The following is a 14,087-nucleotide window of genomic DNA, read 5'->3' as shown; positions in this document are numbered from 1 at the left end:
GCCTCCTACTCGTCGGGGATGAATGTCCAGTTCGCCGCGACGCTCATGCCCACGACCAGGTCGACGTCCTCGCCGGTGTCGTTGGTGAGCCCGTGGACGACGGACTTCGGGATGTAGACGGCGTCGCCCGGCCGCGCGCGGAAGTCCTGGTCGCCCAGGTGGATCAGCGGTTCGCCGCCGACCACCACGTAGAACTCCGAGGCGTCCGGATGGTGGTGGCGCAGGTGGTGCTGCCCGGGCCGGATCCGCCCCCAGCTGACGTTCAGGTCGTCCGACCCGCTCAGCTCCGGGTTGATCAGCGGGCACACCAGTCCCTCGTCGCGCTGGCCCCGCAGCCCGGTCTTGTCGAGTTCGGTGAACCCCTGCTGCGCGACGCTGTGCACCAGGCGGCTGAGATCGAGCGTCACCGGGCACCCCTCGGCGCGTGGTCGATCCACCATTGCGCGATATCGGCCCGGGTGGCGAACCAGACGCCCTCCTGCGCGAGCGCGTACTGCAGGAACCGGCGCAGCGCGATCGCGACGCCCGGCCGTCCGCCGATCCGGCAGTGCAGGCCGACCGACATCAGCTTCGGCACGGTGTTTCCCTCGTGCAGCAACATGTCCAGGCTGTCCGACAGCACCGCGACGAAATCGTCCGCGGTGCCGAGGCTGCCGGGGCCCCAGAACCGCGCGTCATTGGTGTCGCCCGCATAAGGGACGATGAGATGTTCCGCCTCGCCCGCCGGCACGAAGTACGGCAGGTCGTCACAATAGGCGTTGGAGTCGTAGCGGAATCCTTCCTCGACCAGGATTTCCCGCGTCTTTTCCGTGATCCCGTCGCGCAGGTAGAACCCGACCGGCCGGACGCCGGTGGTCTTCTCGACCGACTCGCGGGCGCGGCGGATCTCCTCGCGTTCGTCCTCCTCCGGCATTCCGACGGTGCCCTGCCAGCGGTAACCGTGGCAGGCGACCTCGTGTCCTTCGCGGATCAGCGCCTCGGCGACCTGCGGGTTGCGTTCCAGCGCCATGCCGCAGGCGAAAACCGTGGACGGCACCGCGAATTCCCGCAGAATCCCCAGCAGCCGCCATACGCCGGCGCGGCTGCCGTATTCGAAGAACGATTCCTTCATCATGCTGCGCCGTTCGGGCGGGCTGCTCCAGCCGCCGAAGACGGAAATGTCCTCGTCGGCTTCATCGCCGTGCGCGATCGAGCTTTCCGCGCCTTCCTCGTAATTCAGCACCACCGAAACGGCGACCTTCGCGCCGCCCGGCCACGGCACCGCGGGCGGGTGCTCCCCGTAGCCGATCAGATCGCGCTCGCTCACGACGCCACCCGGCGGCGCGCGCCCGCCTTCCACGCGGCGATCGCCTCGTCGAGCGTGCAGGTGTCGTGCCGGGCGCGCATCACGGTCATCGCCGCGTTGTGCACCTCGGTGTCGTACGCGCCAACGCAATCCTCGACGAGCACGGCGTAAAAGTCGTGGTGCGTCGCGTCCCGCAGCGTCGCTTCGACGCAACCGCCGGTCGAAATGCCGATCACGGTCACCGACTCGATTCCCTGGCTGCGCAACAGCAATTCGAGTTCGGTGCTGATGAACGCGCTCGGCCGCCGTTTGGTGACGACCGCTTCGCCCGGCTCCGGCTGACACTCGGCGCAGAAGTCCGTCGCCGGATCGCCGGCCAGGCTGAGCCGCCCGAGATCCACCGAGCGTCCGTTGGCGATGGTGTACAGCGACCGCAGCCAGGCCGGCGGCGAGCTGTGCGCGTCCGGCAGATTCTCCACGCGGACGTGGAAAACCGGGACGCCGTTCTCGCGCGCCGCCGCGATCGCCTGGCCGCAGCGGCCGGAAACGCCGCTCATCATGGACAGGTCGTGGTCCTCGCCGATGGTGCCGCCCTTGGCGACCGCGCCCTGCTGCATGTCGATGACGAGCAGGGCGTTCACCGCCGGGTCGAGCAGTTCTTCCAGGGTGTCGCGGACTTGTTTGCCGCAGATTTCGATCATGTGCGTTGTCCCCTTGTCTGGTGCGGCCGGGTCAGCTGTGAATGCCGGACCAGCGGATCGGCCCGTTCGGCAGCGGCGCCGAGACGGCTTTGCCGCCCGCCGTCACGACCAGGTTGGGCGTTTCGACCAGCTCGATCACCGGCGCCTGGGTGTCGCCGATCTGGGCCAGCTTCTTGAGCAGGTCGGTGCGCTGGGCCGACTGGTCGACCGGAGTCCCGGCGAGCTGCTGCCGCACGCTGTCGTAGGCCGGGTCGGAGAACCCGGTGGTGTTGTTGGGAGAGTTGGAGAATTTGATCCAGGCCAGGTACGCCGGGTCGGCGATGACGACCGGTTCGCCGTACAGCACGGCCTGGTAGGAGCCGCTGAGGACCGCGGTGGAGAAGTCGGTCGGGCTGGCCATCGGCCGCAGGGTGACGTTGATGCCGACGTTCTTCAGCATCGACTGCACGAGCACCGCGGTGCGCTGCGAAACCGGGCCCGGCCGGGTCGGGCTGTAGGTCAGGGTGAGGTTGAACCCGTTGGGATAACCCGCTTCCGCCAGCAGCGCTTTCGCCTTGGCCGCGTCGAAACTGTACGCACTGCCGAACGCACCGAGGCCGAAGGCGGCGTTGAAAGACGATTTCGCCGGTTTCGCGTAACCGAAATAGGCGCCGGTGACGATCTGCTGCCGATCGATGGCCATCGAAACCGCCTGCCGCACGCGCACGTCGTTGAACGGCGGTTTCTGGGCCGACAGCATCAGGTTGTCCATGTTCAGCCCGGGACAGTCGTGCACCTTGACGTTCGGCTTCGTGGACAGCGCCTTGTACTGGTCGTACTGGAAACCGCTGGCGACCTGCGCCTGCCCTGAGGTGACGATCTGGCTCCGGGTCGCGTCCGTCGGCACCGCCTGCACGGAAAGCGAGTCGATGCCCGGTTTCGGCCCGCCGTAACCGGCCACTGTGGACACGCTGAGGGCCTGGCCGGGCGTGAAGGAATCGAGCTTCCACCCGCTGTAGTCGGCGATGTTCTTGGCCAGCCAGTCGTGCCCGATCGGATCCGCGCCGGTGACGTGTTTCTTCGCCTCGGTGCTGTCGTACACGTACGCCAGCGGGTTCTGCAGCATTTCCTCGGTGTAGGAGTTCCACTTCTTGATGTTCAGCGAAACGGTGTGCGGATCGACGACGGTCACCAGCTTCGCCGTGTCGTATCCGGCGATCTCGAAGGTCTTCTTCAGCACCGGCTGCGCTTTGAAGCCGTAGTTCTCGAACGACCATTTGACGTCGTCGGCGGACAGCGTGTTCCCGGTCTGGCTCTTGAGCGGCCGCAGTTTCACCGTGATCGCCGTGCGCGCCGGATTCACCTCGATCGCCTCGGCGAGCAGCCCGGTCACGCCGTTGGGCGTCGACCCGCAGCCGTTCGCGGTGTCGCCTTGCTGGTAGGTCGCGAGCTGGGAACCCAGCCCGGACAGGACGAGCTGCGACGCCGCCCCGCCCCACGGGGCGATGGTCAGCGTGTCGGGCAGGCTCTGGACCGCCATCACGACGTGGCGGCCGCCGCCGGACTGCTGGGCTCCGCCGCCGCAGGCGGTGATCCCGGCCGCCAGGAGCAGAACCGCTCCGGCGGCCGCACCGTGCACAGGCCTCATTGTTCGCTCCTTGCTGACGAGCGCGATCAGGGCAGGGTCCGGTAAGAGAACCCTGAAGGAATCGAGAGTCCGTGAAGGTTCCCCTCACGGCGGTTGCGCGGCGTTTCAGGCGCGGTAAGCCTGTTTGTGCCCGGCGCGGACGATCGGCAGCACGTCGAGCAGATCGGTGATGACGTTGCCGTGCGTGGGGCACACCAGTTCCGCGCCCAGTTCCCGGGCGAGGTCGGCGACCCCCGCGTACCGTTCGTCGGCGTCGTCGACGAAACGGGAGAAATACAGTGCGCTGCCGGTGAAGAACGCGGCGTTCTCCACGGCGATCGGCCGGCGCAGTTCGCCGGTCGTGAGCCCGCATTCGCCCGGCAGGTGCGCCGGGTCCTCGTCGTCCAGCTCCGGCCGGTGCATGTAGCAGAACCCGTCGGCGGTGAAGAGGCTCTTCGCGCGCGGCGCGTATCCCCACTGCGTGTTCGGCAGATCGCGGATCATGGCTTCCACCACCAGGAATTCGTGCCCGCCGCCGAGGTCGAACCGGTCGCCGGGCCGGGTCGCGCGCAGGTTCGGCACGACCTCCGGATAGAACAGGTGGTAGTCCCGGACGTCGCCGATCACCTGGATTTCCGGGTATTTCTCGACGAAGCGCGGGAGATTGCCGGTGTGCGGCAGTTCCGGATGCGTCACGAACAGATAGGTGAGGTCCCGGCCGCCGAGCACCCGCTCGACCACCTCCTCGATCGCCCACCAGCTCGACGGAGCCCCGGTGTCGACCAGCACCGAACCTTCGGTGCCCTGCACCAGGTACGCGGAGTTGTGCCCGTGGATGAGCCGTCCGTCCACTTCGAACGGAAGACAGGCCCCGATCCACGTCACCCCGTCCGCGACGAGCCGGGGCAGATCGCTGCTCAGCTCGTGCGCCATCGCGTCCAGGTCGAGGTCTTCGATCTTGCTCATGCGCCCACCGTCCTCAGTGCCTGGATCATCAACCGCACATGCCGTTCGACCACCGGGCGGCCGCGCAGCACGCAACCGCGCGCGGGCGCGATGATTTCCGGCTGCAGCGTGGAAAACCGGTCTTCCAGCCATTCGCACAGCCGGTTGGTGGTCGCCTTGCGAAGCCATTCGTACTTCGCCACGAGATGGCCCACCACATCGTCCACAGTGGTCGAGTCCTCAGTAGACGGATCGATCACCCGCGACGCAGCCGGATCGCTCACCACCCCGTGCGTGAAGACGTCCGAGGTGAAGATCGCGCCGGTTTCCTCGTCCCAGCCCCAAAAAGTCGGCAGCAGTCGCAGCAACGGGGACTCGATCTCCAGCGCCCGTCCGCCGTCGCCGACCTCGAGCCGCGGCGCACGGGGCATCGAATCTCCGCCCTCGCTGCGCGTGTCGATCTGCTTGCGCCGCCCTTGATACCGCATCCGGTGCACGTCGTCGAAGGCGTCGAAGGGATTCACCACGCCGCCGGTGAACAGCGCGGAAATGTCGAATTCCCGGGAAATCGGTTCCAGATTGGACACACAGTCCATCTCGCCGCGGGTGAAGAAAACCGCGAGTTCGCCGAGCCCGCCGAGCGAGGCGCGCAGCCCGTCCAGCACCGCGTCCCGGTGCACGGCCAGCCCGGAATCGACCAGCAGCGCCCCGGACGCCTCGGTGAGCAGATAGCAATTCGACGGCTGCCAGCCCTCCGCCGTCGAAGGCACCCAGCTGACCCGACTGTCGATCGGGATCATCCCGCCGAGGGCGGTGAGCTTGCCGGGAATCAGCGTTGTGGTCACGTCTTCATCGTGATGAAGGCTCATCAATATGTCAAGGATCGCGTGCGCCGCCGAGTAGCCCGATCCTTGTCCGGCCGCAGGTGGAAGGGAAGAGTCCGGAGTGGACGGTAGTTTTCGCCCGGCACGAGGCCGACGGCGTCGAAGAATCACCGATCCGGCGCTGGGCCTGCGCGAACGCCCGTCAGGCCTGCGGCGCGGCCTTCGACGCCTTGCGCACCACTCGCCGGCGACCGTCCGCGCGCAGCATCGGCCCGAACCGCACTCGCGCCTCCTCCGCCAGCTCGGCCCCGAGGTCCACCTCGTGCTTGCTCGCCGACGTCACGATCCGCAGCCGATCGCCCCGGCCCGCCAGACCGGTGATCCGATCCCGCGCCACCGCGAGCAGCTGCACGCCGTGCGCCAGCGGCCGCCGTCCCTGCACGTGTTGCGCGACGACCAGCTCCTGCCGCGTCAAAACGACGAACGCGGCGGGCCGCGACTGCTGCCACACCCAACGCCGCGGCAGCTCCGGTTCCGCGCCGAGATAACGCGTATGCCGGGTATGTCCGAGCGCCACCAGCGGCGACGCCGGAAGCCGGTCCCAGCCGAGCGTCGGCGGACCCGCGTGCGCCGGCTCCGGCGCGCCCGGCCGATGCGCGCGGGCCCGCGCGTGCGTCAGCAGATCCGCCACCGCCGGCCACGCCCAGGAGCGATACCGGAAAACCAGCGTCGCGCGAACACCGGTTAGCACCAGACAGGCGTGCTTGCCCGCCATGGCGTGCTCGACCGCGATCAGCTCGGGGTACGGGATCGCGCCGACGACGCGCGGATACGGCAGGTCGTCGACCCACAGCGCCACGCCGCGCGTTCCCGCGCTCAGCGCCTGCTCCGGCGTCCACACCACGCCGTCGCCGGACGGCCGGGTCGCCGACGGGGCCAGCACCACCTCGCCCGGCCCGACCAGGTCCGCGAGGTCCTCGTTCGCCGCGCCCGGCCGTGCCCGGCTGGACGGCGGTTTGGTGTCGAGCCGGTCCGCGAGGTCGCGGCCGACCTGGATCTCCCACGGCTCGGCCGCCGCGGTGAGCGCGGCCCGCGCCGCGGTGATGCCGGACATGCGAGCCTCCTCCCGCTTCGGGAGCCGGGCCGGGTGCCCTGTGCTTCCAGCGTATACACCGCCGGGGAGCCGGTTCTCATTCCGCAGTTCCGGACGCTGGGACCTAGATCACCCGATTGCCGCAACCCCGCTTCGGCGATGCGCCCGGGCCCGCGCCGCCCCTAGAATCGGCGGTGCGGCACCGTGGCCACACTGTCCTTTGTGGACACCGCGCCGCGCGGCAGCCCGCCTCGACCCTGGAGGGAACCTCGTGTCCGCACCGGAATCCGTGCAGATCGTCACCGCCCGGCGCATCGTGACCATGGCCGGAGCCGAACCGCCCGCACTGGCGATCCGCGGCGAACGGGTCGCGGCGCACGGCAGCGTCGCGGACCTGCGCGGCGAGTTCCCCTCGGCCGAGGTGCACGATTTCGGCGACGCCACCGTCGTCCCCGGCTTCAACGACGCGCACCAGCACCCGACCGTCGTCGCCGCCCAGTCCCTGCAGGTAGACCTCTCGCCGGCCCGGATCCGCTCGACCGCCGACCTCACCGCCGCCCTGCGCGCCCGGGCCGCCGACACCCCGCCCGGCGAATGGATCATCGGCTGCGGCTACGACTCCTTCCGCAGCAACGGCGGCCGCGAACTCACCCGCGCCGAACTGGACGAAGCCTGCCCCGACCACCCCGTCCTGGTCGTGCACGTGACACTCCACGCCGGCGTCCTCAACTCCCCCGGCCTCGCCTTGGCCGGACTCACCGACGCCAGCGAACCGCCGCACGGCGGCCACCTTGGCCGCGACGCCGCCGGCCGCCTGGACGGCGTCATCCACGACCAGGCCCTCTACGACTTGGCCTTCCCCGCCTTCACCCCGCGCCCGACCATCGTGAAGGACCCGTCCACCGCCGTCCTCGCCGCCGCCTTCACCCGCCACGCGGCCGACCTGCACGCCGCCGGCATCACCTCGGTCGGCGACGCACTCGTCGGCCCCACCGAATGGCAGGTCCTCCGGCATCTGGCCGACCAGGGCCAGCTCACCCTGCGCGTCAACGCCCTCGCCGCCTACGACCACTTCGACTACTTCCGCGCGCTCCCCGACGCCCCGCTCACCCCGGAAACCCGGCTGCGCCTAGGCGGCGTGAAGACCTTCGCCGACGGTGCCGTCAACGGCGGAACCTGCCTGGTCGAACAGCCCATCGAAGGCACCGACAGCTACGGCCTGGAACGAGTCAGCGCCGCCGAACTGGCCGACACCGTGCGGCACGTACACGACGCAGGCTGGCGAGTCTGCGTACACGCCAACGGCGACCGCGCGATCCGCCGCGTACTGGACGCCGTCGACCAAGCCCAAGCCGCCAACCCGCGCCCCGACCCGCGACACCGCATCGAACACTGTTCCATCATCGACGACGAGATCCTGAAACGAATGCGCGACCACGGCATGGTCGCGGTCCCGTTCGCGAACTACGCCGCCGCGCACGGGGACAAGCTGACCCAGTACTACGGCCTGGAGCGGGTGGAGCGCATGTTCGCCCACCGGTCGATGCTCGACGCCGGAGTCGCCGTGGCCGGTTCGTCCGACCATCCATGCGGGCCGTATGCGCCACTGTTCGCGCTGCGCAGCTGCGTTTCGCGCCGGGCTCCGGACGGGGAGCTGTTCGGGGCCTCGCAGCGGATCAGCGTGGAGGCCGCGCTCGGGGTTTACACCACGGGGTCGGCTTATGCCTCTGGCGAGGAGACGACGAAGGGGCAGCTGGCACCGGGATTCCTGGCCGATTTCGCGGTACTGGCGGAGGATCCGTTCGAGGTTGACCCGGACGCACTGGACCGGGTGGCGGTGCGCGAGACGTGGGTCGGCGGGGAGCGGGTCTGGTCGGCGTAGGGCGGAAGTTCGATATTTTCAAGATAAATCGCGGCGGTTACTGTTTTTGAGATGACCGCTGTCGTCGTCCGCGCCACTCCGGAATCCGTCCCGCAGCTCGTCGCCTCGGCAACGTCCCTATTCGCCGAAGACGGCGGCCAGCGCGATCCGTGGATGGACGTCACCTGGCCACGCCGCGAAGGCCCCGGCTACTACACGGATCTGGTGCGCGGCAACGACTCCCTGTGTTTACTGGCGTACCCGGCCGCGGATTCGACCACCGCGATCGGACACCTGACCGGCCGAATCCGCCAAGCCGACCCACTCCGCCCGGCAGCGGTGGTCGGCGTGCTAGAGAGCATGCGCGTCGACGCCTCGCACCGCGGGGTTGGTGTCGGAACGGCCTTGGCGGAGGAATTCTTCGCCTGGGCCAGGCAATCCGGCGCGAACCAGGTCAGCGTCACGGCCTATTCGGCCAACGAATCCGCGGTCAGCTTCTACCGCGGGCTCGGGTTCACGCCGTTCGAACTCACCCTCCACGCACCGATCGGTCGATCCCCCGATCAACCCAGATGAACCGCCTCCGCCCCCACCGCCGGTTCCACATGCACCGCTGCCGCGGTCAACCGGGGCACCGTTTCGATCAACCGGTGTTCCAGGCTGTGCGCCAGCTCGTGCGCTTGCTCGACGGTGAGCGCGTTGTCCACCTGCACAGCGAGTTCCGCGCGCAGGCTGTGGCCGATCCAGCGCATCCGCACCTCCCGGACGCCCTCCACTCCAGGCACCGCCGCGGCTGTGCGCTCGGCCAGTTCTACGGTCGCCGGGTCGACGGCGTCCATCAGCCGCCGGAAGACTTCCTTTGCCGCGTCTCGCAAGACGAACAGGATCGCGACCGTGATCAGCAACCCGATCACCGGGTCGGCCGCCGGGAAGCCCAGTGCGACGCCGATCGCGCCCAGCACGACCGCCAGCGAGGTGAAGCCGTCGGTGCGGGCGTGCAGGCCGTCGGCGACCAAGGCGGCTGAGCCGATTTCCCGGCCGACCGTGATCCGGTACCGGGCGACCAGTTCGTTTCCGGCGAAGCCGACTACGCCCGCCGCGGCCAGCACCCACAGCTGCTGCACGGGGTGCGGGTGCAGGAGCCGGTCGATCGCCTCGTACGCGGCCAGTGCGGCGGATCCGGCGATGATCAGCACCACCACGACTCCGGCGAGGTCTTCGGCGCGGCCGAGGCCGTAGGTGTAGCGGCGGGTCGCGGCGCGGCGGCCCAGGGCGAAGGCGATGCCGAGCGGCAGGGCGGTGAGTGCGTCGGCGAAGTTGTGGATGGTGTCGCCCAGCAGGGCGACTGATCCGGTGACGGCCACCAGCGCCAGCTGGATCGCGGCGGTGCCGAAGAGGGCGGCGAACGACCAGGTCAGCGCCCGGATGCCGCGCCGGGAGGTTTCCAGGGCGGTGTCGAGGCGGTCGGCGCTGTCGTGGCTGTGCGGGGTGAGCAGGTGCTTGATCCGGTGCCGCCAGCCCGCGCCGTGCCCATGACCGTGTCCATGACCATGACCGTGGCCGTGGCCGTGGCCATGACCGTGACCGTGGCCGTGGCCATGCCCGTGGCCGGTCTCCGGCTGCCGTCGGTCGCGGCGCGGCTCTGCCATCAAGAACTCCCGGGGACGCTCGAAATGCTCGGAAGCAGCCGGACGAGGCCGCTCGGCTGTCAGCATACCTGCGCAGATGCGCAGGTAGTCGAGAACGGTACCATCGAGCGCATGCACTCCTCCCTGCCGGACTTCGACATGCCCGCCGACGAGCAGGTCCATCTCGCCGCGGAGAGCTTCCGCCTGCTCTCCGACCCGACGCGGATCAAGGTGCTCTGGGCGCTGCTGCAGGGGGAATCGTCCGTCGCGTGTCTCGCCGAGCTGGCGGGTGCCGCGCCGACCGCGGTCAGTCAGCATCTGGCCAAGCTCCGGCTCGCGGGGCTGGTGAAGGGCCGCCGCGAGGGGACGTTCGTGTACTACTCCGCCGCGGACGAGCACGTCCGCGGGCTGCTGGCCCAGGCGCTGCACCACGCCGACCACGTGGACCGCGATATCCCGAGCGAACCAGGCGGGCACGCCCAGCCGCACCGGCCGCGGATGCGGGACGCCTGACCCGCGACGGCAAAGGGCCGGGCACCCTGAATTCGCCCACGACCGCAGGATGCCCGGCGTCCGGAAAACACAGAAACCCTCAGGCGACCCGGACCCGGACCCGGACCCCCTCCACGAGGTGCCGCAACGGTTTCGGCAACGCGGCCCACACCTCGTCCGCCACGTGCACCGTCTCCCGGCCGAGGACGTCCAGCACCACGCCGGTCCGGTGCACCGCTTCCGGATCGGTCAGGTTCTCCCGGTCCGCGATCCGCCCGACGAACTCCGCCAGCTCGAAACCCGCCGCGGCGCCGCCCGGGCGCACGTCTTCGGCCAGGTCCGGCGGCAGCTGCACAGCCAGGCTGGCCGCCGCTTCCGGCGAGATCCGTTCCGACAGCGTCTGGAGCACCGCGTGCGCGACGCGCTCGGCGTCGCGGGATTCCGCGAGGCAAGCCCGTCTGCGGATCAGTTCGACGATCTCGTTCATCCCGTCCGGATACCCGCGCCGGCCGGGCGCAATCAGGTTAGCCGCACCACCACCGGGTATCAGCGGGACATGGACCATCCAGCGACGTCTCCCGCACCGGCCGAGCAGGCGCAGACCGCGCTGCGCCGGCTCCGTCGCGAAGCCGGTGCCGGCGGCTACGAATCCCCCGCGGACCTGTACCGGACGTTCGGCTCGCTGAGCCTCCTCGCCGACGACCTCTCCGAACTGCTCCCCGACCTCTGCGGCCAGCTCGAGGACGCACTGCTCGCCGGGCGAGTGCGGCATCAGTCCGCCGACGCGCAGGAAGCCTGCGACGCGGTCGCCTCGGCGGCGCACAGCATTTCGATCGCCCGCTTCACCGCGCTCCTGGTCGGGCAGGAAATCCAGAAAGCCCAGACCGCGATCCGCGATCTCACCGCTGCCTGACGCTGTTTTGCCCCGTTCCGGCCGGGTACCCGGCGAGCAAAGCACGGAGAAGGGAGCACGATGGCCGACCGCGATCCGGCTGAGCCCGAAACGCTCGATCCGTCCGAGTCCCTCGACGAGGACGAACTGCGGGTCGACCCGCTGGAAGGCGGCGTCGAGCCCGCCGAACGCTGGAGCCCGGCGACCCGGCAAGCCACGACACCGGCCGAAGCGCGCGAAGGCGAGCCGCTCGCGAACAGGCTGGCCGAGGAACGGCCGGACGTCCAGCCCGCGCCAGGCCCGCCGGACGAAGAAGCCCGCGCGGAAGCGGCCCGGGCGGTGGCCCCGGACGAGGATCTCCCGCAGTACCGGGCAGATCCGGACCCTGCCGAACAGGCGGACGAAGCCGGCGGTTCCGTCGCGAAATCGCTGCGCGAGGAGTAAACCCGCGAAAGGAGTCCCCCATGCCGACGGTCACCGTTCGTTCCTGGGCCCGTCCGGCGGTCGCCGCGCTCGGGCTGATCTACCTGGTCCTCGGCGTCGCGGGGTTCTTCCTGCCGCAGACCGCGCACGCCGGGCACGACACCTCGCGCGTCATCTGGCTGTTCAGCTCCAGCACGGTGCTGAACATCGTGCACACCGCGATCGGGCTGCTCGGCCTTCTCGCCGCGCGCAAGGTTTCCGGCGCGGTCGGGTACTGCTGGGTGCTGTTCGTGGCGTTCGCCGGGCTGACTGCGTACGGGATACTGGCGACGGCGTTCAGCACCGTTCCGCAGGACCCGGTGAACCTCAACTGGGCGGACAACTGGCTGCACGGCCTCACCGCGCTCGTCGCCTTGGTCGTCGCGCTCAGCGGCAGCCGCGAAGAACGGGCTTAACGCCTCGGCGAACACGTCCAGCACAGTCCTTTGTGGACAGAACCGCGACCGCCTACCAGGAGGTTAGATTGACCACGCTCGACGACCGAGCCGAGCCAGTCCGCGCGTGACGCCCAAACTCGACCGCACGCCCCTCGGCTGGGCGGCGCGCGCCGTCCGCGTGCCCGGCAGCGAGCGGCGGACCGCGCTGCAGGCGGCGAAAGCAACCATCGCGGCGGTAGCGGCCTGGCTGCTGGCCACCGTCGTACTCGGCCTGCCGCAACCGTTTCTTGCTCCGTACGCGGCGATCTTCCTGGTCGAAGCCACTGTGTACCGAAGCCTGCTCGGCTGGGCGCAGCAGGTCGGTTCGGTGACGGCCGGGGTGCTGCTCGCCGCCGGGGTGGCGCAGCTGGTGCCGGAACAGACGGTGACGCTGGCGCTGGTCGTCTTCGTAGGCTTGCTGCTCGGTTCGTGGCGGCGGTTCGGCGGTTCCGGCGTGTGGGTCGGGGTGACCGGGATGCTGCTGGTCACCTACGGCACCGCCCGGAGTTCGGAACTGCTCGGCGACCGGCTGCTGGAAACCGCTCTCGGCGCCGCGATCGGACTGGCCGTGAACGTGCTGATTTTCCCGCCGCTGTACGGCGAACGCGTCGCCACCGCGGCCGACCGGCTCGCCGCCGCGCTGGCCGGGCTGTTGGAGGACACCGCCGAACTGGTGCGTGCCGACGAGCTGCCGGAGGACCTGGACTGGTGGCTCGGCCGAATCAGCGACGTGCGCAGCCTCGCCCGCGCCGCCGAGGACGCCTCCGGGCTCACCCGGGAAGGCCGCTTTCTCAACCTGCGCCAGCGAAGCCGGCACGCCGGGGTCCAGCACGAACGTCCACTTCAGACACTGGGGGCGCTGTGGCCGCCGGTCGAACAGCTCGTCGAGGCGGTGCGCACCACGTCGGAGGGCCGGGAGCCGTTCGTCTACCCCTGGCCGCAGGCCCGCGACGCGCTCGCCAACCTGCTGCTGGAACTCGCGGCCGCGGTGCGCGAGACCGCCGTCCCTGGGCGGAACCCGGACCTGGAGCGCTGCCGGTCGCTGGTCTGCCAGGTCGAGGACCGGCTGGTCTCGTCGCAGGACGGGGTGACCGCGACGCTCGGGCTGGGCGCGATGGCGCTGCCTGCCCGCCGCCTGCTGCGGCAGCTGGACGAGCACTGATACCGACCAGCCGGTCCCGAGCGTTCGCCGACGCGAAAAGGCTTACGCACGCCGGTAAATCCGTCCGCCCGAGGCTGCCTCACCAGGCTCGTCCGGAGTGGTTTCCGGGACAGACTCAGCTCTTCCGCCCGGCCAGCGCGTCGCGGATCTTGTCGACGATCGCCGTCCCCGGCGCGAGGATCAGGTTCGCCGGCGGCCTGCTCGGCGCGGCGGGATGCGGCCTGGTCGGCGCGATTTTCTTCGCCGCCAGCACCCGTTCGCCCAGCTGGTCCAGCTCCTCGGCCGAACACGCCTCGCGCAGCCGCGGCAGCAGGTCGTGCTCCTCGTCCTTGATGTGGTGCCGGATGTCCGCGATCAGCTTGCCGAGCAGTTCCTCGAACTCCGGCTCGCCAGGCTTTTTGCGCTCCAGCTGCTTCATGATCTTCTCGGCTTCGCCGTGCTCCTCGATCTCGTGATCGGCGATCTTGTCGCCGTCCTCGAGATACCGGCGCGCGGCGGGGTACATGAGCTGCTCCTCCGCGACCGAATGCCGGACCAGCTCGGCGATCACGTGGTCTACCACGTCTTTCCGGTTGCCCGCCGCCGGCTCGCTTTCGAGTTCGGCGAACACCCGCTCCACGTCGCGGTGGTCGTCGGTGATCACGGTGATGAGGTCAGTTCGGGTACGGGTGGCCATGTGCCGCCTCCTCGGGTGTCGGG

Annotated in this window: 17 protein-coding genes; 7 read left to right on the top strand and 10 right to left on the bottom strand. The window is 69.8% G+C overall.

From position 1 onward, the window contains the following. Positions 1-5: 5 nt before the first annotated feature. The 7 genes from RPX00_RS31810 to RPX00_RS31780 form a co-directional block, all read right to left on the bottom strand. Positions 6-407 (bottom strand): cupin domain-containing protein, encoded by a 402-nt coding sequence (locus tag RPX00_RS31810; protein WP_406630913.1) that lies wholly within the window; start codon positions 405-407, stop codon positions 6-8. Further along, a complete protein-coding gene (locus tag RPX00_RS31805; RefSeq protein WP_406630912.1) occupies positions 404-1,306 on the bottom strand; it encodes a polysaccharide deacetylase family protein in 903 nt (300 codons plus the stop codon). The genes RPX00_RS31810 and RPX00_RS31805 overlap by 4 nt, the downstream gene beginning before the upstream one ends. Further along, entirely contained in the window at positions 1,303-1,986 is a 684-nt protein-coding gene (locus RPX00_RS31800; protein WP_406630911.1) for a cysteine hydrolase family protein, read from the bottom strand. Before RPX00_RS31800 ends, RPX00_RS31805 begins: the two co-directional genes overlap by 4 nt. 31 nt (positions 1,987-2,017) lie before the next feature. After that, a complete protein-coding gene (locus RPX00_RS31795) occupies positions 2,018-3,613 on the bottom strand; it encodes an ABC transporter substrate-binding protein (protein ID WP_406630910.1) in 1,596 nt (531 codons plus the stop codon). A 105-nt stretch (positions 3,614-3,718) separates the two neighbouring features. After that, a complete protein-coding gene (locus RPX00_RS31790) occupies positions 3,719-4,558 on the bottom strand; it encodes an MBL fold metallo-hydrolase (protein WP_406630909.1) in 840 nt (279 codons plus the stop codon). Continuing rightward, entirely contained in the window at positions 4,555-5,382 is an 828-nt protein-coding gene (locus RPX00_RS31785; RefSeq protein WP_406630908.1) for a hypothetical protein, read from the bottom strand. The genes RPX00_RS31790 and RPX00_RS31785 overlap by 4 nt, the downstream gene beginning before the upstream one ends. Before the next feature lie 181 nt (positions 5,383-5,563). After that, entirely contained in the window at positions 5,564-6,475 is a 912-nt protein-coding gene (locus RPX00_RS31780; protein ID WP_406630906.1) for a hypothetical protein, read from the bottom strand. Positions 6,476-6,725: 250 nt separating this feature from the next. On the opposite strand from RPX00_RS31780, the gene RPX00_RS31775 reads away from it, so the two are divergent. Continuing rightward, a complete protein-coding gene (locus RPX00_RS31775; RefSeq protein ID WP_406630905.1) occupies positions 6,726-8,336 on the top strand; it encodes an amidohydrolase in 1,611 nt (536 codons plus the stop codon). 51 nt (positions 8,337-8,387) lie between these two features. Further along, complete coding sequence (locus tag RPX00_RS31770) at positions 8,388-8,891, top strand: GNAT family N-acetyltransferase (protein ID WP_406630904.1); 504 nt, start codon at positions 8,388-8,390, stop codon at positions 8,889-8,891. Here the strand turns inward: RPX00_RS31770 and RPX00_RS31765 are convergent. Then, on the bottom strand, positions 8,879-9,964 hold the full coding sequence (locus tag RPX00_RS31765; RefSeq protein ID WP_406630903.1) for a cation diffusion facilitator family transporter: 1,086 nt from the start codon (positions 9,962-9,964) through the stop codon (positions 8,879-8,881). The two genes, RPX00_RS31770 and RPX00_RS31765, sit on opposite strands and share 13 nt — an antisense overlap. A gap of 111 nt (positions 9,965-10,075) precedes the next feature. On the opposite strand from RPX00_RS31765, the gene RPX00_RS31760 reads away from it, so the two are divergent. Then, the gene (locus RPX00_RS31760; RefSeq protein WP_378311724.1) at positions 10,076-10,456 is read left to right on the top strand and encodes an ArsR/SmtB family transcription factor; all 381 of its coding nucleotides are present in this window, start codon (positions 10,076-10,078) and stop codon (positions 10,454-10,456) included. Between the two features lie 79 nt (positions 10,457-10,535). On the opposite strand, the gene RPX00_RS31755 is transcribed toward RPX00_RS31760, so the two are convergent. Next, on the bottom strand, positions 10,536-10,922 hold the full coding sequence (locus RPX00_RS31755) for a DUF2267 domain-containing protein (RefSeq protein WP_406630902.1): 387 nt from the start codon (positions 10,920-10,922) through the stop codon (positions 10,536-10,538). Between the two features lie 69 nt (positions 10,923-10,991). Here RPX00_RS31755 and RPX00_RS31750 point away from each other — a divergent pair, with 69 nt between their 5' ends. The 4 genes from RPX00_RS31750 to RPX00_RS31735 all read left to right on the top strand — a co-directional run bounded on the left by RPX00_RS31750 (position 10,992) and on the right by RPX00_RS31735 (position 13,388). Continuing rightward, positions 10,992-11,348 (top strand): hypothetical protein, encoded by a 357-nt coding sequence (locus tag RPX00_RS31750; protein ID WP_406630901.1) that lies wholly within the window; start codon positions 10,992-10,994, stop codon positions 11,346-11,348. A 60-nt stretch (positions 11,349-11,408) separates the two neighbouring features. After that, the gene (locus tag RPX00_RS31745; protein WP_406630900.1) at positions 11,409-11,771 is read left to right on the top strand and encodes a hypothetical protein; all 363 of its coding nucleotides are present in this window, start codon (positions 11,409-11,411) and stop codon (positions 11,769-11,771) included. 20 nt (positions 11,772-11,791) lie between these two features. Then, positions 11,792-12,205 carry a DUF4383 domain-containing protein gene (locus RPX00_RS31740; protein ID WP_406630898.1) on the top strand — a complete coding sequence of 138 codons (414 nt, stop codon included), beginning with the start codon at positions 11,792-11,794 and terminating at the stop codon, positions 12,203-12,205. A 106-nt stretch (positions 12,206-12,311) separates the two neighbouring features. Next, positions 12,312-13,388 (top strand): FUSC family protein, encoded by a 1,077-nt coding sequence (locus tag RPX00_RS31735; protein ID WP_406630897.1) that lies wholly within the window; start codon positions 12,312-12,314, stop codon positions 13,386-13,388. 115 nt (positions 13,389-13,503) lie between these two features. On the opposite strand, the gene RPX00_RS31730 is transcribed toward RPX00_RS31735, so the two are convergent. Beyond that, on the bottom strand, positions 13,504-14,064 hold the full coding sequence (locus RPX00_RS31730; protein ID WP_406630896.1) for a hemerythrin domain-containing protein: 561 nt from the start codon (positions 14,062-14,064) through the stop codon (positions 13,504-13,506). Positions 14,065-14,087: the final 23 nt, after the last annotated feature.

The sequence above is a fragment of the Amycolatopsis sp. WGS_07 genome (assembly GCF_045278895.1).
Classification (GTDB): Bacteria; Actinomycetota; Actinomycetes; order Mycobacteriales; family Pseudonocardiaceae; genus Amycolatopsis.
The sequence above is the reverse complement of the archived record's forward strand: the minus strand, read 5'-3'. Positions and strand labels throughout refer to the sequence as shown.